The organism is Bradyrhizobium sp. Bra78 (genome assembly GCF_024519855.1).
GTDB lineage: Bacteria > Pseudomonadota > Alphaproteobacteria > Rhizobiales > Xanthobacteraceae > Bradyrhizobium > Bradyrhizobium japonicum_G.
This window is the reverse complement of record NZ_JALJRE010000018.1, coordinates 71,472-83,721: the sequence shown is the minus strand read 5'-3', so window position 1 is coordinate 83,721 and position 12,250 is coordinate 71,472. Positions and strand designations below refer to the sequence as shown.

Sequence of the window (12,250 nt, the reverse complement as noted above, 5' to 3'; positions counted from 1 at the left end):
CAACCGCGCTGCCGGGCGCCAGCGGCCGCAGCCGCCGGCTCAAGCCGCCGCTGTCGAGTCGCGCACCGTCCGGACCACGACCGACCGCAGCGCTTCGAGATTGGCCGCCATGCCGGCGATCGCCTGCCTGACCTCCGCGGCCCGCTCGTTCACGGAGGCGGCGTCGCGGCTGACATTGCCGATCTTGGCCGAGACCTCGTTCGCGGCGGACGCCGATTCGGAGATCGACCGCGTGATCTCGCGCGTCGCGGCGTCCTGCTCTTCCATCGCCGCGGCAACCGAGGTGGCAACGCCGTCGATCTCGACGATATGGCCTCCCATGGTTTCGACGGCGTCCACCGCGGCCTGCGTCGAGGCCTGGACCTCGGCAATCAGCCGCCCGATCTCCTCGGTGGATTTGGCGGTCTGGTCGGACAGGGATTTCACTTCCGCGGCGACCACCGCGAAGCCGCGGCCGGCCTCGCCAGCGCGCGCCGCCTCGATCGTGGCGTTGAGCGCCAGCAGGTTGGTCTGCCCCGCGATGCCGCCGATGAGGTCGGAGACCTCGGCGATCTTCTTCACCGCGCCCGCCAGCGCCTGGATGGTCGAACGCGCCTGCTCCCGACCGGCGACCGCCGATTTGGTGACCGTGCTGGTCCGCGCGACCTGGGTCGCGATCTCGCGGATCGAGGCACTGAGCTCTTCCGCCGCGGCCGAGACGGTCTGCGAGCTGCCAAGGGCCTGGGTGGAGGCCGCGGCGACCGCCTGCGACTGCGCGGAGAGCGACCTCGCGATCTCGGATAGGCCGGTAGCGGCGTGCTCCACGCCTTGTGTCGCCGCGCTCGCGGTGTCGACCGATCGGCCGGTCTCGCGCTCGACGATTTCGGCCATCTGGTGCAGGGCTCCGCGCTTGGCAAGCGCCGCGTCCTGCTCCTTTTGCAATTGCTCCTCGCGCAGGCGGGAATTCTCGACCGCGGCCTGCTTGAACACCAGCAGGGCGGCCGCCATCGAGCCGACTTCGTCCTGGCGGTGCGCGAACGGAATGTCGGCGGCCAGATCGCCGGTCGCGAGCTTCTGCATCGTGCCCGTCATGCGGACGATCGGGCGCACCACGCCGAGGGCAACCCCGAGCAGGCCGGCGGCGATGAAGGTGAGCACGGCGGCCGAGACGCCGAGGAGGACATAGAGCATCGAGCTGTCGCGCTCCGCGGCCAGCTTCTCGATGTCGGCATTCTGCTTGTTGGCGCTCTCGACGATGCTGTCGATGACGGCGCGATGCGCGGTGTAGGCATCCTTCAGCTGCGCATAGGCGCGCTCGGCGGCAGCCATGTCCTTGGCCTTGAGGGCCGGCAGTAGCTGGTCGGACAACAGCTTCCAGAACTTCTGCACCTCGGCATCGGACTTCGACACCAGCGCCGTCTTCAGGTCGGCAGAAAGGCTGGAGCCGACCCAGAATGCCTTGCGATCGTCGTAGTCCTTGCGGAGCTGGACCAGGCGCTCGCCATGGGCCGCCAGCTGGTCCGGCTCGCGCATGGCGAGGGTGGCCTCGAGATAGGCCTCGATGACGTATTCCGGCGGCGGCAGGATGTCCGCGATGAGGTCGTTGCCCAGCTTGATGTCGGAATAGAGCGGCCCGCCGACCTTCAGTTCTTTCAAGGCGTACAGGCTGGTCGAAACCACGGCGGCAAAGCCGATGGCGAGCGCGATTCCGAACGCGATGATCGCGGAGGACAATGACAAGCGAATGTTCATGGAAGGATCCGGAGCCCCGCATCAGATTCGGTGATCCTAGATCGTTACGGTAAATACGGACTTGCCCGCGGGAGCGACAGCAAGAGAAATGCTCCGCAAAACTACGGGAAGTAGGCCCTCAAGCGATCAGGTTTGAGTCAGCGAGACTGACACATAAGCGCGAAAGAGAACGATCTCAGGTGTGATTCGCCACACACCGGCCTCGCTTGCGCTGGATGAGAAAGCCTGCCGGCGACTGACACCGCCGGAGCGCCTCATCCCGAACGTCGAAGTCCCGTCTCGCCGTCGCCTGCGAAGGCAGGTCAAGCCGATGGACCGGCTGTCTACCTCGTGCGTCGCGATCAGGCCGCAACGGCCTCGCCGAAATTGCGGGCGAGCCAGCCAGCGAGATCGGCACTCTGAGCGGCGTCCAGCCTGGACGCAACATGTGCGGCCTCGCCATCGTGAGTTCGAACGGTAAATGGCAGCGCCGACGCCAAGCCCCTGATTTGCAGCAGGCCGGTTTCCCCGACATGGATTTGCGGCGCGCAACGAACCCAGGCGCCGCCTTCCGAAAGGTCGACCAGCGTCGTCGCGTGCACGGCCTGCCTGGCGTCGGTCACCGACACCTGCAGATCGGTCGGATAGCGCCGCGCCGAACGACGATCGACCTCTGCCGTCGAGCTGCGGACCGTGCGGACCAGGACGGATTTGAGCGACGCCAGGTTCGCCGACACGCTGGAGATTGCCTCACGCATCTCGCTGGCACGCTCGTTGACCGAATCGGCATTGTGGCTGACATGGACGATCTTGGTGGAGACCTCCTTGGCCGCGGACGCCGACTCCGAGATCGAGCGAGCGATCTCGCGCGTCGCGGCGTCCTGCTCTTCCATCGCGGCCGCGACAGAAGTCGCAACGCCATCAATCTCGATGATATGGCTGCCCATATCCTCGACGGCGGCAACGGCCGCCTGAGTCGATGCCTGGATCTCGGCGATCAGGCGCGCGATCTCCTCGGTCGATTTGGCCGTCTGGTTGGACAACGACTTGACCTCGGCGGCGACCACGGCAAATCCGCGTCCGGCATCACCCGCACGCGCCGCCTCGATCGTGGCGTTCAGCGCCAGCAGGTTGGTCTGGCCGGCGATGCCGCCGATGAGATCGGTGACCTCCGCGATCTTCTTCACCGAACCCGACAGGGCCTGGATGGTCGTGCGCGCCTGCTCGCGGCCCGCGACGGCTGATTTCGTCACCTGGCTTGCGCGCGCGAGCTGGCTCGAAATCTCGCGAATTGACGCGGTCAGCTCCTCGGCCGCCGACGATACGGTTTCCGCACTGGCCAGCGCCTGCTCGGATGCAGCGGCGACGGCTTGCGATTCCGTCGACAGCTCGCAGGCGATCCCCGAAAGGTTGGAAGCGGTCCGCTCCACGCCTTGCGTTGCCGCAGCAGCCATCTCGACCGACGCGCCGGTTTCCCGCTCGACTGTCTCCGCCATGCCCAAGAGCGCTTCACGCTTGGCTATGGCCGCCTGCTTTTCTGTCCGTACCTGTTCGTCACGCAGCCGGGCATTGTCCAGCGCGCTCTGCTTGAATACCGCAAGCGCACTCGCCATGGAACCGACCTCGTCGCGACGGGCGGCGTAGGGTACTTCCGCCGTCAAGTCTCCCGTCGCCAACTTCTGCATCGCGCCGGTCATGTTGACAATCGGGCGGACAACCCCGAGGACGACGAACGCGAGGCCTCCAGCGATCAGCGCGAGAACGGCGGCGGACACGCCTTGCACGACATATGAGATTGACGAGTCGCGATCGGCCGCGAGCTTCTCCATATCTGCGTTCTGCTTATTGGCGCCCGCCACGATGCCATCGATGATGGTGCGGTGAGCGCTGTAGACGTCTTTCAATTGGGCATAGATACGCTGGGCAGCGGCCTCGTCCTTGCTCTTCAGTGCCGGCAGAAGCTGGTCGATGACGAGTTTCCAGAACTTCTGCACTTCGGTGTCCGATCGCGTGACAAGCACGGTCTTCAGATCCTGAGCCAGCGGGGAAGTGCTCCAGAACGCCTTGCGATCTTCATAGTCCTTGCGCAGCTGAACGAGCCGCTCGCCATGAACAGCAAGCTGATCCGGCTCGCGCATCGCCAACGTCGCTTCCAAATAGGCCTCGAGCACATAGGCGGGTGGCGGCAGGATATCGGCGACGAGGTCATTGCCGAGCTTGATGTCGGAATAGAGCGGCCCACCAACCTTGAGCTCGCGAAGCGCGTAAGCACTGCTGGCGACGACAGCCACAAAGCCGAGGACGAGCAGAACGCCGAAGAGAATGATCGCTGAGGAGATCGACAAACGAAGCTTCATGAAAGGACCCGCAGTATGAGTTGTCCTATTCGTAGCCCGTTGTCCTCAACGGACATTGAATGAAGCTGTCGGAAACTGGCAGCGAGAGCTACGTACGATACCGGAGGTCGCGGGCTCGCGGGTGAAGGCCCATATCGAGATACCAATAACTTGTGAGCCAAAACGCGAATGCCCGGGCGGCCCCGGGCATCTCAACATGGACGGCCAACAAACTCCGTCGTTTCACACGTCGAAGAACACCGTCTCGTTGTCGCCCTGAAGCCGCAGGTCGAGGCGATAGACCGCCTTGCCGGCTTCGCGCACCGCCGTCAGCGTGGCGCGGCGGTCGGCGGGTACCAGCGCGAGCACCGGGTCGGCGGCATTGCCGGCCTCGTCGCTGAAATAGATCCGGGTATAGAGATGCCGCAGCATGCCGCGCCCGAACACCGCAAGAAGAATGTGCGGCGCCTGCGGCTTGCCGTCGGGATCCGGCACCACGCCCGGCTTGATGGTCTCGAAAGCGTAGTTGCCATCCTTGTCGGTGCCGCAGCGCGCAAAACCGCGGAAGCTCGCATTCGGCAACGCGCGCTTGTCCTGCGGGTCGGCAAAGCGGCCCTGCGCGTCTGCCTGCCAGATCTCGAGCATGACGTCAGGCACGACGACGCCGTCGCCATCGAACACGCGGCCCTCGATCCGGACGCGGTCGCCGGTAACGTCAGGCGTGAGCGTGGAGCTGGTGAACGCGTCGTTCCAGGCGTATTCGCCGGTCGGCGTCAGGCCGTATTTGAAGAACGGGCCGACCGTCTGCGATGGCGTGATCCCGTTGTCCTTCACATTGTCCTGCACTTAATGGTTCTCCATAGGCGTGGCGTTCTTGCCGCGCAGCACGATGTCAAAGCGGTAGCACAGCGCCCATTCGGGCTGGGTGTTCTCGAGGTCGAACGCGGAGACCATCCGCGCCCGCGCCTTCTCGTCCGGCACCGAGTTGAAGATCGGATCGAACGGAAACAGGGGATCGTTCGGGAAATACATTTGCGTCACGAGCCGCGTGACGAAGGAATGACCGAACACCGAGAGATGGATGTGGGCCGGGCGCCAAGCGTTGTGATGATTGCCCCAGGGATACGCGCCGGGCTTGATGGTGACGAAACGATAGTACCCGGAGGCATCGCTGACGGTGCGGCCCGCGCCGGTGAAATTCGGATCGAGCGGGGCCGGGTGCTGGTCGCGGACGTGAACGTAGCGGCCGCAGGAATTGGCCTGCCAGATCTCGACCAGCGAGTTCGGCACGCCGCGGCCGTCCTCGTCGCGCACATGGCCGTGCACGATGATGCGCTCGCCAATCGGCTCGCCCGTATGCTGGGTGGTGAGATCGCTGTCGCCCTCGCGCACGGTCTCGTGGCCGTAGACGGGGCCGGTCAATTCCGACAGCGTGTGGCGCATCGGGATCAAGGGCTTGTTCGGCGCGCGCTTGATCGAACTCTTGTACTCGGGCGACAGCGGCAACGGATGCGCCTTGTTGCTGTCGACGGGATAGATGAATGTCATGGGCGAACTCCTCCCCGGCCATTTCGGATCGGCCGGTCAACGCTTCCGTCAATCATTATAGGATATAACTAATTTGGGGAAGCGAGTTTGGCAGTCCTCCTGCGCCCGGTGCCTGGCACAAGCGGCCTATTTGATCGGCGGACGCGGCAGCACGGCTTCGCCGGCCTCGAGCCGGTAGGTGTGGTCGAGCGAATACCAGGGCGTCGCGACATCGCGCTCGGTCGGATGCGGCGAATCATGGCGCAGGAAATGGCCGATCAGCGCTTGTGTCACACCGAACTGCACGTCGCTGTCGATATGCGGATCGGCGGGGTCGTAGACCTGCGAGATCAGCACCTTGAATCCGGGCTTGAAGACCAAAGCGTGCAGGTGTGCGGGACGATAGGGGTGCCGGGTCTGCGCCTTGAGCAGGCGGCCTACCACGCCATCGGTCGGGATGGGATAACCGATCATCATCACCGAACGGAAAGCGAAGCGCCCATCCTCATCGGTCGTGAACTTGCCGCGCAGGTTCATGTCGGCCTGCTCGGGATCCTGGTTCTCATAGAGCCCGACCGGTGAGGCGTGCCAGACATCGACCTCGGCGCCGGCGATCGGCCGGCCGGCCTTGTCCACGACGCGGCCGTTGACGAACAGCGACGCCCCCGGCGTCTCGGAGCGCACGATCGATCCGCCGTTCTCTACCCGCGGCGAGTTCAACCGCCAGAAGGGTCCGAGCAGCGACTGATCCGTCTCCGTATTGCCCTGATCGCCGTTGTTCAGCAGGCAGACGAGCGGGGAGACCCCGAGCGAGCCCGCCATCAACACGACTTCATTATGCGTGTCGGTGGTCAGCTTGCCGAGCTCGGCCACGATCGCGGTGGCGTCGCGGAATTCCTTCTCGGTCAGGCGCACATCGCGGACGAAGCCATGCAGGTGCTTGACCAGCGAGACCATGATCTGGCGCATCCGCGGATCGGAGGTTCGCTCCATCACCGCCAAGGCGGCGGCCGTGACGTCCTGCTCGCGCGCGATGATCATGGCACGATCCCTGAAACCCTCTCCCCGCAAGCGGGGAGAGGGAGGAGAGAGCTCAATTCAACTTCTCGATCGCGACGGCAACACCCTGGCCGACACCGACGCACATGGTGGCCAGCGCCAGCTTGCCGCCGCGCTTTTCCATGCCGTGCACGGCGGTGAGCGCCAGCCGCGCGCCGCTCATGCCGAGGGGATGGCCGAGCGCAATGGCGCCGCCGTGCGGGTTGACGAAATCCGCATCGTCGGCAACGCCGAGCTGGCGCATGCAGGCGATGCCCTGCGAGGCGAAGGCCTCGTTGAGCTCGATCAGGTCGAAATCGCTGATCTTCTTGCCGAGCCGTTCCATCAGCTTGCGCGTTGCCGGCACCGGGCCGATGCCCATGATGCGCGGCGGCACGCCGGCCGAGGCGAGGCCGAGGATACGCGCGCGCGGCGTCAGGCCGTGCCTCTTCACGGCCGCCTCCGAGGCGAGGATCATCGCGGCGGCGCCGTCATTGACGCCAGAGGCATTGCCGGCGGTCACCGTGCCGGGATTGCGCACGATCGGCTTCAGCTTGGCGAGGCCCTCCAGCGTGGTCTCGGGACGCGGATGCTCGTCCTTGTCGACCGTTATCGGGCCCGCCTTGCCGCCGGGAATGGTGATCGGAATGATCTCTTCGGCGAAATAGCCGGCGGCGATCGCCGCACCGGCACGCTGCTGCGAGCGGATCGCGAAGGCGTCCTGGTCGGCGCGCGAGACCTGGAATTCCTCGGCGACGTTCTCGCCGGTCTCGGGCATGGCGTCGACACCATACTGCGCCTTCAGCAGCGGATTGATGAAGCGCCAGCCGATGGTGGTGTCAAAGATCTCGGCGGAGCGGGAGAACGCTTCCTGCGCCTTGCCCATCACGAACGGTGCGCGCGTCATGGATTCGACGCCGCCCGCAATCGCAAGCTCGATCTCGCCGGAGCGGATGGCGCGGCCAGCGGCGCCGACCGCATCGAGGCCGGAGGCGCAAAGGCGATTGAGCGTCTGGCCGGGAACCGAATCCGGGAGCCCTGCGAGCAGCAGCGCCATGCGCGCGACGTTGCGGTTGTCCTCGCCGGCCTGGTTGGCGCAGCCGAAAAAGACTTCGTCCACCTGCGCCCAGTCGAGATTGGGATGTTTTGCCATCAGCGCCTTGATCGGGGCTGCCGCCAGGTCGTCGGCGCGAACCTTGGCGAGCGAGCCGCCGAAACGACCGATCGGGGTCCGCACGGCATCGCAGATAAAGACGTCACGCATCGCTGTTCTCCCTGAATGCCGCGGTTCGGCCAGAATTCTTCAATGACGGCGGAGTTTTAGGAGGGCGCCCGCGACAGGTCAATTGACTGATACGCGCTTGTTCCGTGGGGGGCGCACGCCGGCCACGCATGCCGCGGTGCGGACAACGTGGAAAACCTCCCGTCCCCGGCCAAAGCGATAGTTTGGCTGGACGAAATTGGGTAGTTTCCGCCGCTCATGACACTACAGCAGCCCATTCCCGCGCCAGAACCTGAACCCACGCCCGCGCCGCAGGTAGAAGCCGCCGCGCGCGTCACGCCGATGATGGAGCAATACCTTGAAATCAAGGCGGCGCATCAGGGCCTCCTGCTGTTCTACCGGATGGGCGATTTCTACGAATTGTTCTTCGAGGACGCCGAGATCGCCTCGAAGACGCTCGGCATCGTGCTGACCAAGCGCGGCAAGCATCAGGGCGCGGACATTCCGATGTGCGGCGTGCCGGTCGAGCGCTCCGAGGATTATCTGCACCGCCTGATCACCGCCGGCCACCGGGTCGCGGTGTGCGAGCAGACCGAGGATCCCGCCGCCGCGAAAGCGCGCGGTAACAAGAGCGTGGTGCGCCGCGGCGTGGTACGGCTGGTCACGCCGGGCACGCTGACCGAGGACACGCTGCTCGACGCGCGCGCCAACAATTACCTGCTGGCGATTGCGCGCGCCCGGTCCTCCGGCGGCGGCGACCGCTTCGGCCTCGCCTGGATCGACATCTCGACCGCCGAATTCACCGTGATGGAATGTTCGGGCGGCGAGTTCGCCGCGACGCTGGCGCGCATCAACCCGAACGAGGCCATCGTCACCGACGCGCTCTATAACGACAGCGAGCTCGGGCAGACCTTGCGCGAATTGCCGGCGGTGACGCCGCTGACCCGCGACGTCTTCGACGGTGCCACCGCCGAGAAGCGGCTGTGCGACTATTTTGCCGTCGCGACCATGGACGGGCTGGCGCAGCTGACACGGTTGGAGGCCACCGCCGCGGCGGCCGCAGTCACCTATGTCGACCGCACCCAGGTCGGCAAGCATCCGCCGCTGTCGCCGCCAGCCCGCGAAGCCTCAAGCGCCACAATGGCGATCGATCCGGCGACGCGTGCCAATCTCGAATTGACGCGAACGCTCGCCGGCGAGCGCCGCGGCTCGCTGCTCGACGCGATCGACTGCACGGTGACCTCGGCCGGCTCGCGTTTGCTGGCGCAGCGGCTCGCGGCACCGCTGACGGATGCACCCGCGATCGCGCGGCGGCTCGATGCCGTCAGCGCTTTCGTTGCGGATTCGGCCGCGCGCGAGGACATCCGCAGCATCCTGCGCGGCGCGCCCGACATGTCGCGGGCACTGGCCCGCCTCTCGGTCGGCCGCGGCGGACCGCGCGACCTTGCCGGCTTGCGCGATGGCATCATCGCCGCCGACCAGGTGCTGTCGCGGCTCGGCGAGATCGACCAGCCGCCGCAGGAGATCGCCGCGGTCATGGCAGCCCTGCAACGTCCGTCGCGCGAATTGGCATCCGAACTTGCCTGCGCGCTCGACGATCAATTGCCACTGATCAAGCGCGACGGCGGCTTCGTTCGTCAGGGCTACGAGCCCGCGCTGGACGAAACGCGAAGCCTGCGCGACGCCTCGCGCCTGGTGGTCGCTTCGATGCAGGCGCGCTACGCCGACCACACGGGCGTCAAGGGTCTCAAGATCCGGCACAACAATGTGCTCGGCTATTTCGTCGAGGTCACCGCGCAGCACGGCGACAAGCTGATGTCGGCGCCCTTGAACGCCACTTTCATTCACCGCCAGACGCTGGCGGGACAGGTTCGCTTCACCACCTCCGAACTCGGGGAGATCGAAGCCAAGATCGCCAACGCCGGCGACCGTGCGCTCGGGCTCGAGCTCGAGATCTTTGAACGGCTCTGCGCCAGGGCACTGGATATCAGCGATGACCTGCGCGCCGCCGCCCATGCCTTCGCATTGCTCGACGTTGCGACCTCGCTGGCCAAGCTCGCAATCGACGACAATTACGTGCGGCCCGAGGTCGACGAGTCCCTCGGCTTCGCCATCGAGGCCGGCCGCCATCCCGTGGTGGAGCAGGCGCTCAAGCGCAACGGCGAGCCGTTCATCGCCAATGCCTGCGACCTGTCGCCGGGACCTGCGCAAAAATCCGGCCAGCTTTGGCTGCTGACCGGTCCCAACATGGCCGGTAAATCGACCTTCCTGCGCCAGAACGCGCTGATTGCGCTGCTCGCCCAGGTCGGCAGCTTCGTGCCGGCGACGCGCGCGCGGATCGGCATCATCGACCGCCTGTTCTCTCGCGTCGGCGCCGCCGACGATCTTGCCCGCGGCCGTTCCACTTTCATGGTGGAGATGGTCGAGACCGCCGCGATCCTGAACCAGGCCGGCGAGCGTTCACTCGTGATCCTCGACGAGATCGGCCGCGGCACCGCGACCTTCGACGGCCTCTCGATCGCCTGGGCCGCGATCGAGCATCTGCACGAGAGCAATCGCTGCCGCACGCTGTTCGCGACGCATTATCACGAGCTGACGGCGCTCTCGGCAAAACTGCCGCGGATGTTCAACGCCACCGTGCGCGTCAAGGAGTGGCAGGGCAATGTCGTGTTCCTGCACGAGGTGCTGCCGGGCTCGGCCGACCGCTCCTACGGCATCCAGGTGGCCAAACTCGCCGGCCTGCCGCCTGCGGTCATCTCGCGCGCCAAATCGGTGCTGGCAAAACTCGAAGCCCAGGATCGCGGCCAGACCGCGCGCGCCCTCGCCGACGACCTTCCCCTGTTCGCGGTGCCCTCGCGCGCCGCGGCCGAAGCAGCACCGCCGAGCGAAGCCGAACTGCTGACGGACGCGGTGAAGGCGCTGCACCCCGACGAGATGTCGCCGCGCGAAGCGCTCGATGCGTTGTATGCGTTGAAGGCGAAACTGCCGAAGCAGTGACAGACGCGGTCGGTTACGCCTTCGGCTAACCCACACACCGAAGCTCACGCCAGCCGCTTCCTGCGCCCGTACCACCACAGCGTCAGATTCCACGCGATGCAGGTCGTGAGCGCGAGGCTGAGGCCGATCGCGGAGCCGAAATTGGCCGCGCCGACATGCACCACGGCGATCGCCATGCCGAATCCGAGCAGACCCCAGGCCGAATTGGCCAGCACAGCCGCCGTCGGCGGACCGCCGATGCGCGGATGCAGGATCACCATGATGCTGGAGAACACCACCGGATACAGCGCGATGATGCCGCTGATCCTGGGGCCGACCCAGCTCGACGTCGAGACCACGATGGCGACAAGGGTTGCAACCAGCGCAGCGCGCATCGGCACGTCATACCAGCGGCGCGTCACCAGCGGCATCTTCACGTGGCGATAGCCCGCCAGCAGCGGAATGCAGATGCCGAACGCGATGAAGTTCACGACCAGCCCGGCGATGAGCGACCAGTCGAACTGGCGGATGATTGAGGCCAGCACGATCCAGACCGCGAACGCGCTTCCGCAACTCACCACGACACTGTGCCGCTGCGCCAGCACGACATAGGTGAGGCACATGAAGATCGTCGCCGCATTGACCGGCAGGCTCGACAGCGCGCCCTGCGCGATGAAGGCGGCGTCATGGTCGAGCGCGAGGAAGACATAGGACGGGCCGGCCGAGATCGGCAGGGTCGCCACCAGCGCGCCGATCACCGGGCCCGAACGCTCGGTGATGACAGACGCCGTCACGACGAACGCGGCCGCGATCGCCATGCGCAGTAGAAGGAAGAGGATGAAGTGGGGGTCGGGGGACATGGGTGGCCGTGAACACCCTCCCCTGGAGGGGGAGGGTAAGAAGTCACATCCGCTGCATCGACACCGAGACCTTCGGGCCGTTCTTGATGGTCTGGTAGACCACGCAATAGCGTTCGGTGAGCTTGAGCAGCAGATCGAGCTTGTCCTGCGGAGCGTCGGTATCAACCTCGAAGCGCAGGCGGATCTCGGCGAAGCCGACCGGGGTCTCCTTGTCGATGCCGAGCGTGCCGCGAAAGTCGAGATCGCCCTCGGCATAGACGTTGCCGGTCTTGAGCGGCACCTCGATCGCAGTCGCAACCGATTTCAGCGTGACGCCGGCGCAGGCAACCAGCGCCTCGAGCAGCATGTCGCCGGAGCAGAGCTCGAGGCCGGAGCCGCCGGTGCCCGGATGCAATCCGGCCATCGCGATGGCGCGGCCGGTCTCGACCTTGCAGGCGATGCCTTCGCTGTCAGTCGACCCCTTTGCCTTCAGCGTGATCATCGCGGTCTTGGGATCGGTCTTGTAGCGTTCCTTGATCGGAGCCTGCATCTGGCGCAGTTCGGCGGCGTCCATCTTGTTCTCTCCCGGAAAATTCGTCTCT

Annotated in this window: 9 protein-coding genes; 1 reads left to right on the top strand and 8 read right to left on the bottom strand. The window is 65.8% G+C overall.

Features of this window, described 5'->3' with window-relative positions; all coding sequences use genetic code 11:
* Window positions 1-39 precede the first annotated feature (39 nt).
* The 6 genes from OC450_RS30815 to pcaF form a co-directional block, all read right to left on the bottom strand.
* Entirely contained in the window at window positions 40-1,731 is a 1,692-nt protein-coding gene (locus OC450_RS30815; protein WP_262049259.1) for a methyl-accepting chemotaxis protein, read from the bottom strand.
* Between the two features lie 341 nt (window positions 1,732-2,072).
* Window positions 2,073-4,067, bottom strand: a complete 1,995-nt coding sequence (locus OC450_RS30810) for a methyl-accepting chemotaxis protein (protein ID WP_262049258.1) — start codon at window positions 4,065-4,067, stop codon at window positions 2,073-2,075.
* Between the two features lie 222 nt (window positions 4,068-4,289).
* On the bottom strand, window positions 4,290-4,892 hold the full coding sequence (gene pcaG, locus OC450_RS30805; RefSeq protein WP_211384001.1) for a protocatechuate 3,4-dioxygenase subunit alpha: 603 nt from the start codon (window positions 4,890-4,892) through the stop codon (window positions 4,290-4,292).
* The gene (gene pcaH / locus OC450_RS30800) at window positions 4,893-5,594 is read right to left on the bottom strand and encodes a protocatechuate 3,4-dioxygenase subunit beta (protein ID WP_256808576.1); all 702 of its coding nucleotides are present in this window, start codon (window positions 5,592-5,594) and stop codon (window positions 4,893-4,895) included. It lies immediately after the preceding gene.
* A gap of 126 nt (window positions 5,595-5,720) precedes the next feature.
* A complete protein-coding gene (locus tag OC450_RS30795; protein ID WP_211383999.1) occupies window positions 5,721-6,614 on the bottom strand; it encodes a dioxygenase in 894 nt (297 codons plus the stop codon).
* Between the two features lie 52 nt (window positions 6,615-6,666).
* Window positions 6,667-7,875 carry a 3-oxoadipyl-CoA thiolase gene (pcaF, locus tag OC450_RS30790; protein ID WP_211383998.1) on the bottom strand — a complete coding sequence of 403 codons (1,209 nt, stop codon included), beginning with the start codon at window positions 7,873-7,875 and terminating at the stop codon, window positions 6,667-6,669.
* A 216-nt stretch (window positions 7,876-8,091) separates the two neighbouring features.
* Between pcaF and mutS the strand changes: the two genes are divergently transcribed.
* On the top strand, window positions 8,092-10,830 hold the full coding sequence (gene mutS, locus OC450_RS30785) for a DNA mismatch repair protein MutS (RefSeq protein ID WP_256808573.1): 2,739 nt from the start codon (window positions 8,092-8,094) through the stop codon (window positions 10,828-10,830).
* Window positions 10,831-10,874: 44 nt separating this feature from the next.
* Here mutS and OC450_RS30780 read toward each other — a convergent pair whose 3' ends face one another.
* Window positions 10,875-11,669 (bottom strand): hypothetical protein, encoded by a 795-nt coding sequence (locus OC450_RS30780; RefSeq protein WP_256808570.1) that lies wholly within the window; start codon window positions 11,667-11,669, stop codon window positions 10,875-10,877.
* Window positions 11,670-11,712: 43 nt separating this feature from the next.
* Complete coding sequence (locus OC450_RS30775) at window positions 11,713-12,222, bottom strand: OsmC family protein (protein ID WP_211383995.1); 510 nt, start codon at window positions 12,220-12,222, stop codon at window positions 11,713-11,715.
* Window positions 12,223-12,250: the final 28 nt, after the last annotated feature.

Bases quoted from the DNA above. Each gene is read 5' to 3' on its own strand.
- pcaH (WP_256808576.1), bottom strand. From the start codon at position 5,594: ATGACATTCATCTATCCCGTCGACAGCAACAAGGCGCATCCGTTGCCG.
- pcaF (WP_211383998.1), bottom strand. From the start codon at position 7,875: ATGCGTGACGTCTTTATCTGCGATGCCGTGCGGACCCCGATCGGTCGT.
- OC450_RS30795 (WP_211383999.1), bottom strand. From the start codon at position 6,614: ATGATCATCGCGCGCGAGCAGGACGTCACGGCCGCCGCCTTGGCGGTG.
- OC450_RS30815 (WP_262049259.1), bottom strand. From the start codon at position 1,731: ATGAACATTCGCTTGTCATTGTCCTCCGCGATCATCGCGTTCGGAATC.
- OC450_RS30780 (WP_256808570.1), bottom strand. From the start codon at position 11,669: ATGTCCCCCGACCCCCACTTCATCCTCTTCCTTCTACTGCGCATGGCG.
- OC450_RS30810 (WP_262049258.1), bottom strand. From the start codon at position 4,067: ATGAAGCTTCGTTTGTCGATCTCCTCAGCGATCATTCTCTTCGGCGTT.
- OC450_RS30775 (WP_211383995.1), bottom strand. From the start codon at position 12,222: ATGGACGCCGCCGAACTGCGCCAGATGCAGGCTCCGATCAAGGAACGC.
- mutS (WP_256808573.1), top strand. From the start codon at position 8,092: ATGACACTACAGCAGCCCATTCCCGCGCCAGAACCTGAACCCACGCCC.